Origin of the sequence: Streptomyces sp. NPDC051662 (assembly GCF_040681655.1) — a bacterium.
Classification (GTDB): domain Bacteria; phylum Actinomycetota; class Actinomycetes; order Streptomycetales; family Streptomycetaceae; genus Streptomyces.
On sequence record NZ_JBFAZD010000003.1, the window covers coordinates 1 to 15,577 of the forward strand.

Genomic DNA, 15,577 nt, shown 5'->3' on the forward strand with positions numbered 1-15,577 from the left:
GAAGGCGCCCCCGCCCAGAGCTTCCCCAACCCGCCCTACACCACCCTCACCAACACCCCCGTCTCCCGCGAGAAACCCTTCCTCTACCTCGACGGGGCCGACTACAAGGTCTTCCTGCCGGAGCTGCGCACCAACGCGCGCGGCACCACCTGGGGAAGCGGCACGCCCAGGGGTACATCACTGCCGCTCACCCAGTTCTACGTCGCCAAGCCCGGTGTCTCCGCGGCCACCCTCAACGAGGCGCTCACGCAGGGGCTCAATCTGCTGTTCACGCCGGGCATTTACCACCTCGACCAGACCGTACGCGTCGAGCGCGCGAACGCGGTGGTACTCGGCCTCGGCTACGCCACGCTCATACCCGACAACGGCGTGACGGCGATGAGGGTCGCCGATGTCGACGGGGTACGGCTCGCGGGCTTCCTGATCGACGCGGGTCCGGTGAACTCTCCGACGCTGCTGGAGGTCGGCCCGCAGGGCGCCGCCGCGAACCACTCCGCCAATCCGATCACCGTGCAGGACGTCTTCATCAGGATCGGCGGCGCGGGCCCCGGCAAGGCCACCACCAGCATGGTCGTCAACAGCCGGCACACCATCATCGACCACACCTGGGTCTGGCGCGCCGACCACGGGGACGGCGTCGGCTGGGAGACCAACCGTGCCGACTACGGTGTGATCGTCAACGGCGACGATGTGCTGGCGACCGGGCTGTTCGTCGAGCACTTCAACAAGTACGACGTCCAGTGGAACGGCCAGCGGGGCCGCACGATCTTCTTCCAGAACGAGAAGGCCTACGACGCCCCCAACCAGGCCGCCATCCAGAACGGCGCCCTCAGGGGCTACGCCGCCTACAAGGTCGCCGACACCGTGACCACGCACGAGGGCTGGGGTCTGGGCAGCTACTGCTACTACAACGTGGACCCGACCATCCGCCAGGCCCACGGCTTCGCCGCGCCCGCGGTCCCCGGCGTGCGATTCCACGGCCTGCTCGTCGTCTCGCTCAGCGGTAACGGGCAGTACGACCATGTCATCAACGCCATCGGCGCCGCCACCTCGGGCACGACAACCGTGCCCTCGACGGTGGTGTCCTTCCCCTGACGCCGGTCGGCGCCCGTCGCGAGCGGTGTGGACCTCGCGGCGGGCGCCCGGGCGCGTGCGCCATCCGTACGGTCCAACACCGCGCGCGCCCTGTCGCACGGGGACGTCCAATGGACGGGTGACCGCGCTTCCGGACGACTGCCTCGCGCGCAACGAGTGGATCTGCGGCGACTATCTCTCCAGCCGCCGCACGATCTTGTGGGACGCGGTGCTCCAGCATCTCCATCTGACCTTCCTCGCCATCCTGCTCGCGCTGGTCATCGCCGTCCCGCTGGCCCTGGCGGCCCGCCGCTGGAACTGGGCGGTCGGGCCCGTGCTCGGCATCACGACCATCCTCTACACCATTCCCTCGCTCGCGATGTTCTCCCTGCTGCTGCCGCTCTACGGGCTGGCCGCCTCGCTCGTCGTCGCCGGGCTGGTCCTCTACTCGCTGACCCTGCTCGTACGGAACATCCTGGCCGGACTGCGCGCCGTCCCCGAGGAGACCCTGGAGGCCGCCCGCGGGATGGGATACGGACCGGTCCGGCTGCTGCTCACCGTCGAGCTGCCGCTCGCCCTCCCCGCCGCCATGGCCGGGCTGCGGATCGCGACCGTCTCCGCCGTCTCCCTCGTCACCATCGGGGCGATCGTCGGCTACGGAGGGCTCGGCAATCTCATCTACGCCGGGATGAACACCTTCTTCAAGGCGCAGGTGCTCACCGCCTCCGTCCTCTGCGTGATCATCGCCGTCGCCGCCGATCTGCTGCTGCTCGGACTCCAGCGGCTGCTCACCCCCTGGGCGAGGGAGCGCCGCGCGTGAACACGCTCGCGGCGGCCTGGTCCTGGCTCACCAGCGCCTCGAACTGGTCCGGGGCCGGCGGGGTCTGGAACCGGCTCGGCGAGCATCTCTTCCTCACCGCGGTCTGCCTGGTCATCAGCTGTGCGATCGCGCTGCCCGTCGCGCTGGTCCTCGGCCATCTGGGCAGGGGCGGCGCGCTGGCCGTCAATATCTCCAATGTCGGCAGGGCCGTGCCGACCTTCGCCGTTCTCGTCCTGCTGCTGCTCACCCCGATCGGCACCCATGGACAGTGGCCGACGATCATCGCGCTGGTGCTCTTCGCGATCCCACCGCTGCTCACCAACGCCTACGTGGGCATGCGCGGGGTGGACCGTGATGTCGTCCAGGCCGCCCGTGGCATGGGGATGACGGGCGGTCAGCTGCTCCGGCGGGTCGAGGTCCCGCTCGCCCTGCCGCTGATCCTCACGGGCGTACGGATCGCCGCCGTCCAGCTGGTGGCGACGGCGACCATCGCGGCCCTGGTCGGCGGGGGCGGGCTCGGCCGGATCATCACCGCCGGATTCAATCTCGCCGACACCGCCCAGGTGGTCGCGGGCGCGGTGCTCGTCGCCGTGTTCGCGCTGCTGGTGGAGGGGGTGTTCGAGCTGGTGCGGCGGCTGGGACCGCGCTGGGTGAGGGGCGGGGGATGAGAGCGGCGGTTACCGGCACCGCCGTCCTGGTCGGCTCGTTCCTCCTGGCCACCGGCTGTGCCACCGGACCGTCCCTGGAGAACCGGGGCGATGTCACCGCACCGCCCGGCGACAGCAAGCATCTGACCATCGGCTCGGCCGGCTTCACCGAAAGCGATCTGCTCGCCCAGATGTACGCGCTCCTGCTGAACCGCGCGGGCTACCACACCCGGATCCTCTCCGTCACCAACCGGGAGATCTATGAACCGGCCCTGGAGAGCGGCCAGATCGATGTCGTACCGGAGTACGCGGCGACCTTCGCCGACTGGCTGAACGCCAAGGCCCACGGCCCCGACGCGAAACCCGTCGGCTCACCCGATCTGGGCGCGACGATGAAGGCGCTGCGCTCCCTCGCCACGCCGCGCGGGCTGACCGTCCTCGACCCGGGCCGCGCCGTCGACCAGAACGCCTTCGCCGTCACCGCCGCCTACGCCAGGAAGCACCGGCTCAGCACCCTGAGCGAGCTGGGCCGGTCCGGGCTGCCGGTCAGGCTCGCGGCGGGCGACGAGTGCGTACGGCGCCCCTACTGCGAGCCGGGTCTGAAGAAGACGTACGGCATCGACATCACCGCCGTCGACCCCAAGGGAGTGGGGACGACGCCGGCGAAGCGGGCCGTGCAGAACGGTCAGGACCAGATGGTCCTGACCACGACCACCGACGCGACACTCGACCAGTTCGGTCTGGTGCTCCTCGCCGACGACAGACATCTCCAGAACGCCGATTACATCGTGCCCGTCGTCAACCGCGCGCGGGCCGGCGGCAAGGGGGTGACCACGGCACTGGACAAGTTGAACACCGTACTCACCACCAAGGACCTGGCCTCGCTGAACCAGCGCGTGGACAGCTGGCGCCGGCTCCCCGAGGACGTCGCGCGAACCTATCTGGAATCGAAGAGGCTGATCCCGGCGCCGCACTGAACACCCGGGCGGGGGCTGTCGGCCGCCCGGGCTCATGACCCGCGCAGTTCGACGGAGACGGCGGCCAGCGCCAGCGGACCGGCCACGAGAAGCGCGAGCGGCGGCAGCGCCCAGACGATCGCCGCGCAGAGCGCCAGAGCCACCGCGATCAGTACGCACCCGGCCGGATCGGCGGCCGAGCGGCGGCCGGCGCCCCGTACGGCGGCGGGCCAGCTGCGCCGCGCCGCCGGGTGCGCGGCGGCCCGTACCCCCACGACCAGCGCCACCGCCCCCACGGCGGCCAGCGTGATCGAGACGGCGGCGGCACCGGGCAGTCCGGCCCCGGCCAGCGCCAGATCCAGCAGGAGCAGCGCGCCGAACCCGAGCAGCACCGCGCCGGCGGTGAGCGTACGGGCGACGCCGTGCGCCCGGAGCGCGTCCCGGTACCGGCCGGCGGTCGCCGTCCGTTCCGTGCGGGCGGAGTCCCGCAGCACCCGGCAGCCGGCGGCCAGCGCGGCAGGGGCGGTGATGAGCGGCAGACTCGCCACCGTCGTGAACAGACCGACGGCGAGCATGTCGGCGAAGAGCGCGAAGCGCGGGCCGAACAGCTCCCCCGGCTCACGGCGGTCGTACGGCCAGGACGCGGCCGGCCGGGTACCCATGGCGCTCATCCCTTCAGCCCGGAGGTCGCCATGCCCTGCACCAGATAGCGCTGGAACGCGGCGAAGAACAGCACGATCGGCAGCAGCGAGATCACCGACATCGCGAACATCGGGCCGAACGCCGACTGGCTCGACTGGTCCACGAAGTTCCGGAGCGCCAGGGTGATGGTGAACTTCTCCGGGTCGAACAGATAGATCAGCTGGGTGAAGAAGTCGTTCCAGCTCCAGATGAAGGTGAAGATCGCCGTGGTGATCAGCGCCGGACGGGTCAGCGGCAGCACCACGGACCAGAAGGAGCGGAACGGCCCGCAGCCGTCGATCCTGGCCGCCTCCTCCAGCTCGCGGGGCAGCCCTCGCATGAACTGCACGATCAGGAAGACGAAGAACGCCTCCGTGGCCAGGAACTTCGGCAGTACCAGCGGCCAGTAGGTGTCCACCATGCCGAGCTGGTTGAAGAGGATGTACTGCGGGATCAGCACCGCGTGGTGCGGCAGCATCATCGTGGCGACCATGAAGCCGAACATGACGCCCCGCATCCGGAACCGCAGCCGGGCGAAGGCATAGGCGGCCAGCGAGCACGAGATGACATTGCCGAGCACCGAACCCGCCGAGATCAGCAGCGAGTTGGTGAGGAGGGTGGCGACCTTCACCCCGCTCACCCCGTCCAGGGCGGTGCTGTAATTGCTCCACTCCAGTCGGCTCGGCAGCAGCTTCAGACTGGTCAGAACCTCGTCGGCCGGCTTGAGCGAGGTGGCGAGCAGCCACACCAGCGGATAGAGCAGGACCAGCAGGATCAGGGCGGCGGCCAGATGCAGGGCGATACGGCGGCCGCGCCTGCCGGTACCGGTTCTGGTTCCGGTACCGCTACGGGCGTTCCGCTTGCCGATGGCGGCGGTGGTCATCAGGCCCCCTCGTTGGCGTAGAAGACCCAGGAGCGTGACGTCCTGAAGAGCACGACGGTCACCGCTCCGATCCCGAGCAGCAGCGCCCACGCCATGGCGGAGGCATAACCCATGTGCGAGGCGGAGAAGCCGCGTTCGTACAGATAGAGCGTGTAGAACATGGTCGAGTCGGCGGGTCCGCCCTTGCCCCCACTGATCGCGAAGGCGGGGGTGAAGACCTGGAACGACTGGATGGTCTCCAGCACCAGATTGAAGAAGAGGACCGGGGAGAGCATGGGCAGGGTGACGGAGACGAACTGCCGCCACCGCCCGGCGCCGTCGAGCGCCGCCGCCTCGTAGAGATCGCCCGGTATCTGCTGGAGCCCGGCCAGGAAGATCACCATCGGCGCGCCGAACTGCCAGACGGCCAGCAGCGCCACGACGAAGACCGACAGATCGGGGTCGGCGACCCAGCCCCCGGTGTGGATACCGATCCGGGAGAGCAGATCGTCGACCGTACCGCCGTCGTTGTACAGCGCCCGCCACACCAGCGCGATCGACATACTGGCGCCGAGCAGCGACGGGGCGTAGAAGGCGGAGCGGTAGAAACCCCTGCCGGAGCGCATGTTCTTCAGCAGCAGCGCGACCCCGAGGGCGAGGGCCAGCTTCAGCGGGACCGCCACCACCACGAAGAGCAGTGTGGTGCCGACCGAACGCCAGTAGCGGGGATCCTCGAAGAGCATGTCCGTGTAGTTGCGCGGTCCGACCCAGGTGGGGGCGTCGAAGAGGTTGTAGTCGGTGAAGGAGAGATAGAGCGAGACGGCCATCGGCGCGAGCGTCAGCAGGACGACGCCGAGGATCCAGGGGGAGAGGAAGACATAGGCGGGGCCCTGGCGTTCACGGCGCGGGGTGCGCCGGGGCTCACGCGCGGTGGCCGGGGGAGGAGCCGAGGATCTGGTCCGCCGCGGATCTCCGGTGAGGCTCATCGCAGCTCCCTCTCCGCCTCGGCGACGAATTCCCGGGCCGCCTCGGCGGGACTCCGCATGTCATGGATCACCTGCTGGTAGACACGGGTGAAGGAGACCTGGAGAACCACATCACCCCGGGGCGGTGCCATCGGCGGGGGATCGACACCGTACGCGGCGATCTTCCTGCCGTACTCGAAGACCTCCTTCTCGGGTCCCCGCAGGTCCGTGCCGATCGACCGCGCGATGTCGCGGTTGGGCGGGGTGGAGCGGGTGACGCCGAGGATCTTCCCGGCCTCGGGGTCATTGAGCAGGAAGTCCGTCAGCGCCGCCGCCTCCTTGGGGTGTTCGGTGCTGGCGCCGGCGCCGATCAGGACGGAGGGCTTGAAGTACTGGCCCGCCCTGCCGTCCACCGTCGGGACGGGAGCGAGATGGACGTCGTCGCCCATCAGCGGCTCATAGCCGAGGAAGGGACCGTCCCAGTTGAAGTCGGTGGCGGCCAGACCGCGCCCCATCGGGCCGTCCTCGATCGCGCCGCCGATCTGGGAGGTGTCCTTGGCGTGCGAGGCCGTGCCCTCCTCGCGCAGTCCGTTGGTGAACGTCCAGAACGCGGTGAGGTCCTCGGCGGTGAAGCCCAGTCGGTGCTGCGAGGCGTAGAGCTCCTTGCCGTGCCCCCGCAGCCAGTTCTCGAACGCGTCCTCGTTCACCCCGATGTCGGTGAGGCCGGTGTACGGACGTCCGTCCGGACCCTTGAGCCCGAGCGCGCTGATCGCGCGGCCCGCGTCGGCCCACTCCTCCCAGGTCCAGCCGGGCTCCGGCGTCTTGAGCCCGGCTTTCGCGAACACCCTGGCGTCATAGGCGAATCCGGTGGAACCCTGCCCCATCGGCAGCGCGAACTGACCGGGGCCGTAGCGGCCCGTGGCGACCAGACCCGGGTCCATCGCACCGGTACGGAGCGTGCCGTCCTTGATGTACGGAGTGAGATCGAGCAGCGTGCCGCTACCCGCGTACTGGGAGATCTGGCGGTAGTCGAGCTGGGCGACATCGGGCAGATCGCCGCCCGCGGCCTGGGTGGCGAGCTTCTGGACGTACGCCTCGTAGCCGGCGAAGGAGGTCCGTACCGTCACGCCCGGATGTCTCTTCTCGAAGAGCCGTACGGCCTCGTTGGTGCGCTGGGCGCGGTTCTCATTGCCCCACCAGCTGAAGGTGAGGGTGATGCCGCCGCCCTTGACGGACCCTCCGCCGGAGCAGCCGGTCAGCAGGAGGACGAGCGTGGTGAGTGCGGAGAGTGCGGAGAGTGCGGAACGTGCGCAGAGTGCGGGCAGGGCGGCGGTGCGGGCCGGGCCGGGCGGTCTCATGACCGTGCCTCCTGGTGAACGTTCTCTGACATCGTTGTCGGAAAGCGCTTTCCTCCAGGAAACCTAGGGTTAACCCCTGGTACCGGTCAAGGGGTGTTCCCGTGCGGCTCGCCGGTACGGGCCGCCGCGCCGGGCCGCGTACCGCCGATACGCGCGCTCACGCGTCCGAGACCGAGTCGAAGTCGACCTCGTCACGCCCGATGCCCTGGGCGTCCGCGTCCACCGAGCGGCGCAGCGCCTCGTGCAGCTTCGCCGGGGTCAGCACCCCGGCGAAACGCGCCCCTTCCAGCACCGCCACCCACCCCGCGTCATGCTGGAGCATCTCGCTGAACGCCTGCTTCAGCGGGGAACCGAGCGGTACCCACGCCTCCATCCGGCGGGCGAGATCGCCCACCGAGCCGCGCTCCCCGGCCTGCGCCAGCGCGTCGGCGGAGACCCAGCCGTGCAGCTCGCCGTCCCCGTTCAGCACCACCGCCCAGCGGGCCCGCTGGGCGCGCATCCGGGCCGCCGCGTCCCGGGCCGGCTCGTCGGTCCTCGCGACCGGCGGCTCCTCCAGGTCGGCCGGCTCGACGGCGGTCACCGAGAGCCGCTTCAGCCCGCGGTCCGCGCCCACGAACCGGGCCACATAGGGCGTGGCAGGGGTGCCGAGCACCGCCCCAGGGCGGTCGTACTGCTCGATGCGGCCCTCCCCGTACACCGCGATACGGTCCCCCATCCGCACCGCTTCCTCGATGTCGTGCGTCACCATCAGCACCGTCTTGCGTACCGTCGCCTGGAGCTTCAGGAACTCGTTCTGCAGCCGTTCGCGCACCACCGGGTCCACCGCGCCGAACGGCTCGTCCATCAGCAGCACCGGGGGATCGGCGGCCAGGGCGCGTGCCACCCCCACCCGCTGGCGCTGCCCGCCGGACAGCTGTGCCGGATAGCGCGGACCGTATATCGCCGGGTCGAGCCCCACCAGATCGAGCAGTTCCGCCGCCCGCTCGCGCGCCTTCGCCTTCTTCCAGCCGACCAGGGTGGGCACGGTCGCGGTGTTGTCGAGTATCGTCCGGTGCGGGAAGAGCCCCACTTGCTGGATGACATAGCCGATCCGGCGGCGCAACTGGACCGGATCGACCCCCGATATGTCCCGGCCCTCGACGAAGACGCGCCCCGAGGTGGGCTCGATCAGCCGGTTCACCATCATCATCGTGGTCGTCTTGCCGCAGCCGGAAGGCCCCACCAGTGTCACCAACTCGCCCTCGCCGACGTCGAACGACAACCCGTCGACCGCGGCCGTTCCGTCCGGGTAGACCTTGCTGACCTGCTCGAACCGGATCATGACCTCACGCTAGGAGCGGGCGGGCCGTCGCGCGCGCGGGCCGCGACTGTCCGGGGAACCGCGTGCGCGCTGAACGGAGAGGGCCCCGCGTACGTACAGCTCGTCACACGCCGGCGCGGACTGGGGCGCGTCACGATGGGGTGGTCTCGGCGGCGCCGCGGCCCATGTGCTGAACTGTCCGGCGTGATTGCCCCGGGAGGGGCGCGTGACCGGCCCCGGAAGGGGCGAGCGAGAACAAGGAGCACCCTTGACCAGCTACCGCCAGCCCGGCGTCGTCCTCACCGACCACCGCTTCACGGTTCCCCTGGACCACGGCGATCCGTCGGGGGAGCGGATCGAGCTGTTCGCCCGTGAGGTCGTCGCGAGCACGCGCGCGGAGGCGGAGCTGCCCTGGCTGGTGTATCTGGAGGGCGGGCCCGGCTTCGGGGCGCGCCGGTTCATCGGCCGGCAGGCGTGGCTCGGCCGCGCCCTGAGGGAGTTCCGGGTACTCCTCCTCGACCAGCGCGGCACCGGCCTCTCCACCCCCGTCAACCGGCAGACCCTGCCCCTGCGCGGCGGCCCGGAGCAGCAGGCCGACTATCTCGCGCACTTCCGCGCCGACTCCATCGTGCGGGACTGCGAGACGATACGTCCGCTGCTGACGGGCGGCGCCCCCTGGACCGTGCTCGGTCAGAGCTTCGGCGGCTTCTGCGCCACGCACTATCTCTCCACCGCCCCCGAGGGCCTGGAGACCGTGCTGATCACCGGCGGGCTGCCCTCGCTGGACGCCACGGCCGACGAGGTCTACCGCGCCGCGTACCCGCGCATCGCGCGCAAGGTGGAGGCGTTCTACGCCCGTTATCCCCAGGACATCGGCGCGGCCCGCCGGATCGCGGAGTACTTGGCCGAGCACCGGCCCGTACTCCCCACCGGCTACCGCCTCACGCCCGAGGCGTTCCAGTCGCTGGGGATCATGCTCGGCGGCGGGGACGGCAGCCATCAGCTGCACTATCTGCTGGAGAACGCCTTCGTCCGTACGCCGAAGGGACCGGCGCTCTCCGACGCGTTCCAGGAGAGCGTGGCCACCGCCCTCTCGTACGCGGGGCATCCGCTGTACGCCGTGCTCCACGAGGCGATCTACGGCCAGGACGGCCGGCCGACGCGGTGGGCCGCCGAGCGGGTGCGCGGCGAGTTCGCGCGGTTCGACGCGGCCAAGACCCTTGCCGGGGAGGGGCCGTTGTACTTCACCGGCGAGTCCATCCACCCCTGGCACTTCGACTCCGACCCCGCGCTGCGCCCGCTGCGCGAGGCCGCCGAACTGGTCGCGGCCCGTACCGACTGGAGCCCGCTCTACGACCCCGCCCGGCTGGCCGCCAATGAGGTGCCGGTCGCCGCGGCCGTCTACCACGACGACATGTATGTCGACACGGAACACTCCCTGCGCACCGCGCGCGCGATCCGTGGACTGCGGACCTGGGTGACCGACGAGTACGAGCACGACGGACTGCGGGCGGGCGGTCCGCACGTGCTGGACCGGCTGCTCGCGCTCGTACGGGACGAGGCCTAGGCTCTTTCGTTCGGACCAGAGAGCGGCGTCCGTACGCATGTGGCCGAGTCGGGTGCGTGCCACGCCCATGTAGCGGTCTCTATGTCATATTGCGGACGGAAACAGTCCCGACGGGAGGCATGCCATGAAGTTCGCGGTCATCGGCGGTACCGGGCTGATCGGGTCGCAGGTCGTCAAGGATCTGAACGCCGCCGGTCACGAGGCGGCACCGCACTCTCATTCCACCGGAGTCGATGTCATCAGCGGCCAGGGACTGGACGAGGCGGTGGCGGGAGCCGACGTCGTTGTCAATCTGACGAACTCCCCGACCTTCGACGAAGCCTCCCCGGCCTTCTTCCGTACCTCGATGGGCAACCTTCTCGACGCCGCCCGGAAGGGCGGCGTCGGCCACGTCGTCATCCTGTCGATCGTCGGCGCGGACCAGGTGCCCGAGCTGGACTACTACCGGGCCAAGGTGCTCCAGGAGGAACTCCTCGCGGCCGGGCCGATCCCCTACTCGATCGTCCGGGCAACGCAGTTCATGGAGTTCATGGACGCCGTCATGTCCTGGACCGTCGACGGCGACACCGTCCGGTTGCCCGCCACGCCGATCCAGCCGATCGCCGCCAAGGACGTGGCCGACGCGGTCGCGGAGGTCGCCGCGGGCGCCCCGCTGAACGGCATCCGCGCTATCGCGGGCCCCGAGATCTTCCCCCTGGACGAGCTGGGCCGGATCACCCTGTCCCACAAGGGCGACAACCGCACGGTCGTCACCGACCCCACCGCCGGCATGTTCGCCGTCGTCAAGGGTGATGTCCTCACCGACAAGGACGCCCACCTCGCCGCCACCCGCTACGCCGACTGGCTCTCCTGACTCGCTCGCGCCGTCGTCCCAGGTCATGGCCGGTCCCACCGGACTCACCGAGCGGATGCCGGGGGCCGGGTGGACAATGTCCCCGAGGGGACCGGTGCCCTGCCGTGTGCGAAGCCGGAGCGAGCGGGTGGATTCCCGAACGCGGGAGGTGGTTGGCATGCTGCTGCCGGACAGACATCTGGTGGCCGATCTGCTGGCCCGATACCGGGCCTGGGAACGGCTGGTGCTCGCCGATCCGCTCGACGAGGCCACACGCGGACGGTTCGAGGATGTGGCGTACACCCTCTGTGTGCTGATGGGACAGCGCACCGCACGTGAGGCGATCTGGCAGGCGGAGGCGTATCTGCGCCGGATCAGGCCGGTTCCGCTCTTCCCTGAGGGAACGAAGTCTGTCGCGCCGGGAGTCAAGCCGTAGGGGCCCTTCCGGACCTCGCCGTCGAATCGCGGGTGTGTCTCCTGACCGGCGCCGCCCGGCAAAGGCCGTTGCCGTCCCGGCAATCGATGATCCAATGAGTCCATGGACGACGACGCCCGGCTCGAAGAAGTACTGAACGAAGTGGGACCCCGGTTGCGCAAGATCCGGCAGGAGCGCGGCGCCACGCTGAGCGCGCTGTCCGAGGCAACCGGTATTTCCGTGAGCACTCTCTCGCGGCTGGAGGCGGGCCGCCGCCGCCCCAGCCTCGAACTGCTGCTGCCCATCGCCCGTGCCCATCAGGTACCGCTCGACGAACTGGTCGGCGCGCCCCAGGTCGGTGACCCCCGGGTGCGCGCCAAGCCGATCGTGCGGGGCAACCGTACGATGCTGCCGCTCACCCGCCAGCCGGGCGGGCTGCACGCGTACAAGGTCATCATCCAGCCCTCGGCGGACGACGACTGCGAACAGCGGACCCATGAGGGTTACGAGTGGCTCTATGTGCTGGCGGGCCGGCTGCGGCTGCGGCTCGGTGAGCACGATGTGGTGCTCGGCCCGGGGGAGGCGGCCGAGTTCGACACGCACGTACCGCACTGGTTCGGGCCGGCCGCGGACGCGCCGGTGGAGTTCCTGAGTCTGTTCGGTCCGCAGGGGGAGCGGATGCACGTACGGGCACGGCCGAAGGCGCACTGAGGGGCGGGTCGCCGATGGGCGGTTCCCCGGCGGGATGTTCCCAGCGAGACAAGCGACTGCTTAGTATGCCCACGAGTGCGGTACTGCCCATCGTGTGTGGAGGCCCCGAATGCAGGCATGGCGAGTGCACCGGAACGGCGAGCCGGGCGAGGTGATGCGGCTCGAAGAGACCGAGCGTCCCGTGCCCGGCGAGGGACAGATCCCGCTGCTGGTCCGGGCGGCGAACATCAACTTCCCGGACGCCCTGCTCTGCCGGGGGCAGTACCAGGTCCGGCCCCCGCTGCCCTTCACCCCTGGCGTGGAGATCTGCGGCGAGACGGAGGACGGACGCCGGGTCATCGCCACGCCCGCGCTGCCGCACGGTGGCCTGGCCGAGTACGTGGTCGCCGACGCGGCAGCGCTGCTGCCCGCGCCCGAGGCGCTGGACGACGCGGAGGCGGCGGCCCTCCACATCGGCTACCAGACGGGCTGGTTCGGACTGCACCGGCGGGCGCGGCTCCAGCCGGGGGAGACCCTCCTCGTCCACGCGGCGGCCGGCGGGGTCGGCAGCGCGGCCGTACAGCTCGGGAAGGCGGCCGGGGCCACCGTCATCGGTGTCGTCGGTGGTCCGGACAAGGCGCGGGTGGCCCGGGAGCTGGGCTGTGACCTGGTGATCGACCGCCGGGCGGACGACCTCGTCGGCGCGGTCAAGGAGGCCACCGGCGGCCGGGGCGCGGATGTCGTCTACGACCCGGTGGGCGGCGACGCCTACGCCAAGTCCACCAAATGCGTGGCCTTCGAGGGCCGCATCGTGGTCGTGGGCTTCGCGAGCGGCGCGATCCCCACCGCGGCCCTCAATCACGCGCTGGTGAAGAACTACTCGATCATGGGCCTGCATTGGGGCCTCTACAACACCAAGGACCCGGCGGCGGTGGCCGGTTGCCACCAGGAGCTGACCGCGCTCGCGGCCCGGGGCGCGATCAAGCCGCTCATCAGCGAGCGGGTCCCGATGAAGGACGCCGCGGACGCGGTCCAGCGGGTCGCCGACGGTGTCACCACCGGACGCGTGGTCGTCCTCCCGGAGGGCGGTGCCCGATGACCGACGCCTCCGAACTGCGCTCCCTCACCAGGAAGTTGCTGGCCGACCATCCGCCGGCCACCACCGGCCGCACCGACTTCCTCACGGCGCGCTTCGACGCCGGACTCGCCTGGGTGCACTACCCGGCGGGGCTCGGCGGGCTCGACGCGCCGCGCTCGCTCCAGGCCGTCGTGGACGCCGAGTTGGCCGCCGCGGGCGCCCCCGACAACGATCCGCGCCGGATCGGCATCGGCCTCGGCATGGCCGCGCCGACCATCCTCCGCTACGGCACCCAGGAGCAGAAGGAGCGCTTCCTGCGGCCCCTGTGGGTCGGTGAGGAGGTGTGGTGCCAGCTGTTCAGCGAGCCGGGCGCCGGCTCCGACCTCGCCGCGCTCGGCACCCGCGCGGTACGCGAGGGCGACTCCGTCTCCGGCGACTGGATCGTCAACGGGCAGAAGGTATGGACCTCCAGCGCCCATGTCGCCCAGTGGGCCATCCTCATCGCCCGTACCGATCCGGACCTGCCCAAACACCGGGGCATCAGCTACTTCCTCTGCGATATGACCGACCCTGGTGTCGAGGTACGACCGCTGCGCCAGATCACCGGCGAGGCCGAGTTCAACGAGGTCTTCCTGACCGACGTACGCATCCCCGACGCGCACCGACTCGGCGAGATCGGCGAGGGCTGGCAGGTCGCCAGGACCACCCTGATGAACGAGCGCGTCTCCATCGGCGGCGCCCGTCTGCCCCGGGAGGGCGGCATGATCGGGACGGTCGCCCGTACCTGGCGCGAGCGGCCCGAACTGCGCACCCACGAGTTGCGTCAGCGGCTGCTCACCCTCTGGGTGGAGGCGGAGGTCGCGCGGCTGACCGCGGAGCGGCTGCGTCAGCAACTCGTCGCCGGACAACCGGGCCCCGAGGGCAGCGGGATGAAGCTCGCCTTCGCCCGGCTCAACCAGGAGATCAGCGGTCTGGAGGTCGAACTCCTCGGGGAGGAGGGCCTGTTGTACTCCGACTGGACCATGCGCAGGCCGGAGCTGGTCGACTTCACCGGACGGGACGCCGGTTATCGCTATCTGCGCGCGAAGGGCAACTCCATCGAGGGCGGTACGAGCGAGGTGCTGCTGAACATCGTCGCGGAACGCGTTCTCGGTCTGCCCTCGGAACCGCGCGACGACAAGGACATCGCCTGGAAGGACCTGGCCCGATGACCGACGCCTCCCCCGATCTGCTCTACTCGGACACCGAGGACGAACTGCGCGCGGCCGTACGGTCGTTGCTCACCGACCGCGCCGATGTACCGGCCGCGCTCGTCCGCGCCGAGGCGGGAGATCCGTACGATCCGGAGCTGTGGACCTCGCTCGCCGCCGGGATCGGCGCGTCGGGGCTGCTCGTCCCGGAGAAGCTCGGCGGCCAGGGCGCCGGCCATCGCGAGGTCGCGGTCGTACTGGAAGAGCTGGGCCGGGATGTCACGGCGGCGCCGTATCTCACCAGTTCCGTGGTGGCGACCGAGACGCTCCTCGCCTGCGACGGGGAGAGCACCGAGAGCACGGATGTCGCGGGCCTGCTCACCGCGCTCGCCCATGGCCACCGGGTCGCGGTGCTCGCGGTGCCGCTGTCCACCGCCCCGGACGGACCGCTGCCCGCCGGCGCGGGAACGGTGAGCGGGGTCGCCGACGCCGTACGCGCCGATGTCCTGCTCGTGGTGCGTCACGACGGGCTGTACGCGGTCGAGACGGCCTCGCCCGGAGTCACCGTCGAACCGCTCACCCCGCTCGATCTGACCCGGCCGCTCGCCGCGGTCACCGTCGACCCCGCCGCCGGGATCCGGATCGCAGAAGCGCCCGCGGCACAGACCGCCGTACGCCGTGGACTGCTGGCGGGGGCGGGGCTGCTCGCCTCCGAGCAGCTCGGTATCGCGGAGTGGTGTCTGACGGAGACCGTCCGGCACACCCGTGAGCGCAAGCAGTTCAACCGGCCGATCGGGTCCTTCCAGGCGCTCAAGCACCGTATGGCGCAGCTGTGGCTGGAGGTCGTATCGGCCCGCGCGGCGGCCCGCAACGCCGCCGACGCGCTGGCCACCGGCAGCGCGGAAGCCCCTCTCGCGGTGGCACTCGCGCAGGCGTACTGCGGACGGGTCGCCGTTCACGCGGCCGAGGAGTGTGTGCAGCTGCACGGTGGGATCGGGATGACCTGGGAACATCCCGCGCATCTGTATCTCAAGCGCGCCAAGTCCGATGAGATCGCCTTCGGTTCGCGGGGCCGGCACCAGGAGACGCTGGCCGCGCTCGTCGATCTGCCCGGACCGCGTTAGGGCCTGGGGCACGGGCGG

The 15,577-nt window shown here is 70.6% G+C and carries 15 protein-coding genes and 1 pseudogene; 11 read left to right on the forward strand and 5 right to left on the reverse strand.

Annotated elements, in window-relative coordinates:
* The 4 genes and pseudogenes from AB0M67_RS05465 to AB0M67_RS05480 all read left to right on the forward strand — a co-directional run.
* Window positions 1-1,095, forward strand: a pseudogene (locus tag AB0M67_RS05465) (coagulation factor 5/8 type domain-containing protein); the annotation flags it as partial.
* Window positions 1,096-1,213: 118 nt separating this feature from the next.
* The gene (locus AB0M67_RS05470; RefSeq protein WP_365742896.1) at window positions 1,214-1,894 is read left to right on the forward strand and encodes an ABC transporter permease; all 681 of its coding nucleotides are present in this window, start codon (window positions 1,214-1,216) and stop codon (window positions 1,892-1,894) included.
* Complete coding sequence (locus tag AB0M67_RS05475; RefSeq protein ID WP_365742898.1) at window positions 1,891-2,562, forward strand: ABC transporter permease; 672 nt, start codon at window positions 1,891-1,893, stop codon at window positions 2,560-2,562. Before AB0M67_RS05470 ends, AB0M67_RS05475 begins: the two co-directional genes overlap by 4 nt.
* A complete protein-coding gene (locus tag AB0M67_RS05480) occupies window positions 2,559-3,518 on the forward strand; it encodes an ABC transporter substrate-binding protein (protein WP_365742900.1) in 960 nt (319 codons plus the stop codon). The genes AB0M67_RS05475 and AB0M67_RS05480 overlap by 4 nt, the downstream gene beginning before the upstream one ends.
* A 32-nt stretch (window positions 3,519-3,550) precedes the next feature.
* On the opposite strand, the gene AB0M67_RS05485 is transcribed toward AB0M67_RS05480, so the two are convergent.
* From AB0M67_RS05485 to AB0M67_RS05505, 5 genes are all read right to left on the reverse strand, one after another.
* The gene (locus AB0M67_RS05485) at window positions 3,551-4,159 is read right to left on the reverse strand and encodes a hypothetical protein (protein ID WP_365742902.1); all 609 of its coding nucleotides are present in this window, start codon (window positions 4,157-4,159) and stop codon (window positions 3,551-3,553) included.
* Between the two features lie 5 nt (window positions 4,160-4,164).
* A complete protein-coding gene (locus tag AB0M67_RS05490) occupies window positions 4,165-5,061 on the reverse strand; it encodes a carbohydrate ABC transporter permease (protein WP_365742904.1) in 897 nt (298 codons plus the stop codon).
* The gene (locus tag AB0M67_RS05495; protein ID WP_365742906.1) at window positions 5,061-6,026 is read right to left on the reverse strand and encodes a sugar ABC transporter permease; all 966 of its coding nucleotides are present in this window, start codon (window positions 6,024-6,026) and stop codon (window positions 5,061-5,063) included. Before AB0M67_RS05495 ends, AB0M67_RS05490 begins: the two co-directional genes overlap by 1 nt.
* Entirely contained in the window at window positions 6,023-7,363 is a 1,341-nt protein-coding gene (locus tag AB0M67_RS05500; protein WP_365742908.1) for an extracellular solute-binding protein, read from the reverse strand. Before AB0M67_RS05500 ends, AB0M67_RS05495 begins: the two co-directional genes overlap by 4 nt.
* A gap of 157 nt (window positions 7,364-7,520) precedes the next feature.
* Entirely contained in the window at window positions 7,521-8,684 is a 1,164-nt protein-coding gene (locus tag AB0M67_RS05505; RefSeq protein WP_365742910.1) for a betaine/proline/choline family ABC transporter ATP-binding protein, read from the reverse strand.
* Window positions 8,685-8,931: 247 nt separating this feature from the next.
* On the opposite strand from AB0M67_RS05505, the gene AB0M67_RS05510 reads away from it, so the two are divergent.
* The 7 genes from AB0M67_RS05510 (at window position 8,932) to AB0M67_RS05540 (ending at window position 15,559) form a co-directional block, all read left to right on the forward strand.
* The gene (locus tag AB0M67_RS05510; protein WP_365742912.1) at window positions 8,932-10,230 is read left to right on the forward strand and encodes an alpha/beta fold hydrolase; all 1,299 of its coding nucleotides are present in this window, start codon (window positions 8,932-8,934) and stop codon (window positions 10,228-10,230) included.
* A gap of 124 nt (window positions 10,231-10,354) precedes the next feature.
* On the forward strand, window positions 10,355-11,083 hold the full coding sequence (locus tag AB0M67_RS05515) for an NAD(P)H-binding protein (RefSeq protein ID WP_365742914.1): 729 nt from the start codon (window positions 10,355-10,357) through the stop codon (window positions 11,081-11,083).
* A gap of 157 nt (window positions 11,084-11,240) precedes the next feature.
* Complete coding sequence (locus tag AB0M67_RS05520; protein WP_365742916.1) at window positions 11,241-11,498, forward strand: DUF5133 domain-containing protein; 258 nt, start codon at window positions 11,241-11,243, stop codon at window positions 11,496-11,498.
* A 102-nt stretch (window positions 11,499-11,600) separates the two neighbouring features.
* On the forward strand, window positions 11,601-12,188 hold the full coding sequence (locus tag AB0M67_RS05525; RefSeq protein WP_365742918.1) for an XRE family transcriptional regulator: 588 nt from the start codon (window positions 11,601-11,603) through the stop codon (window positions 12,186-12,188).
* A gap of 109 nt (window positions 12,189-12,297) precedes the next feature.
* Window positions 12,298-13,266, forward strand: coding sequence for an NADPH:quinone oxidoreductase family protein (locus AB0M67_RS05530; RefSeq protein ID WP_365742920.1), 969 nt, complete (start codon window positions 12,298-12,300; stop codon window positions 13,264-13,266).
* Window positions 13,263-14,456: an acyl-CoA dehydrogenase family protein gene (locus AB0M67_RS05535; RefSeq protein WP_365742922.1), complete on the forward strand. Its 1,194-nt coding sequence runs from the start codon at window positions 13,263-13,265 to the stop codon at window positions 14,454-14,456. Before AB0M67_RS05530 ends, AB0M67_RS05535 begins: the two co-directional genes overlap by 4 nt.
* Entirely contained in the window at window positions 14,453-15,559 is a 1,107-nt protein-coding gene (locus AB0M67_RS05540; RefSeq protein ID WP_365742924.1) for an acyl-CoA dehydrogenase family protein, read from the forward strand. The genes AB0M67_RS05535 and AB0M67_RS05540 overlap by 4 nt, the downstream gene beginning before the upstream one ends.
* Window positions 15,560-15,577: the final 18 nt, after the last annotated feature.

Bases quoted from the DNA above. Each gene is read 5' to 3' on its own strand.
- AB0M67_RS05535 (WP_365742922.1), top strand. From the start codon at position 13,263: ATGACCGACGCCTCCGAACTGCGCTCCCTCACCAGGAAGTTGCTGGCC.
- AB0M67_RS05485 (WP_365742902.1), bottom strand. From the start codon at position 4,159: ATGGGTACCCGGCCGGCCGCGTCCTGGCCGTACGACCGCCGTGAGCCG.
- AB0M67_RS05530 (WP_365742920.1), top strand. From the start codon at position 12,298: ATGCAGGCATGGCGAGTGCACCGGAACGGCGAGCCGGGCGAGGTGATG.
- AB0M67_RS05540 (WP_365742924.1), top strand. From the start codon at position 14,453: ATGACCGACGCCTCCCCCGATCTGCTCTACTCGGACACCGAGGACGAA.
- AB0M67_RS05500 (WP_365742908.1), bottom strand. From the start codon at position 7,363: ATGAGACCGCCCGGCCCGGCCCGCACCGCCGCCCTGCCCGCACTCTGC.
- AB0M67_RS05515 (WP_365742914.1), top strand. From the start codon at position 10,355: ATGAAGTTCGCGGTCATCGGCGGTACCGGGCTGATCGGGTCGCAGGTC.
- AB0M67_RS05480 (WP_365742900.1), top strand. From the start codon at position 2,559: ATGAGAGCGGCGGTTACCGGCACCGCCGTCCTGGTCGGCTCGTTCCTC.
- AB0M67_RS05490 (WP_365742904.1), bottom strand. From the start codon at position 5,061: ATGACCACCGCCGCCATCGGCAAGCGGAACGCCCGTAGCGGTACCGGA.
- AB0M67_RS05505 (WP_365742910.1), bottom strand. From the start codon at position 8,684: ATGATCCGGTTCGAGCAGGTCAGCAAGGTCTACCCGGACGGAACGGCC.
- AB0M67_RS05520 (WP_365742916.1), top strand. From the start codon at position 11,241: ATGCTGCTGCCGGACAGACATCTGGTGGCCGATCTGCTGGCCCGATAC.
- AB0M67_RS05495 (WP_365742906.1), bottom strand. From the start codon at position 6,026: ATGAGCCTCACCGGAGATCCGCGGCGGACCAGATCCTCGGCTCCTCCC.
- AB0M67_RS05525 (WP_365742918.1), top strand. From the start codon at position 11,601: ATGGACGACGACGCCCGGCTCGAAGAAGTACTGAACGAAGTGGGACCC.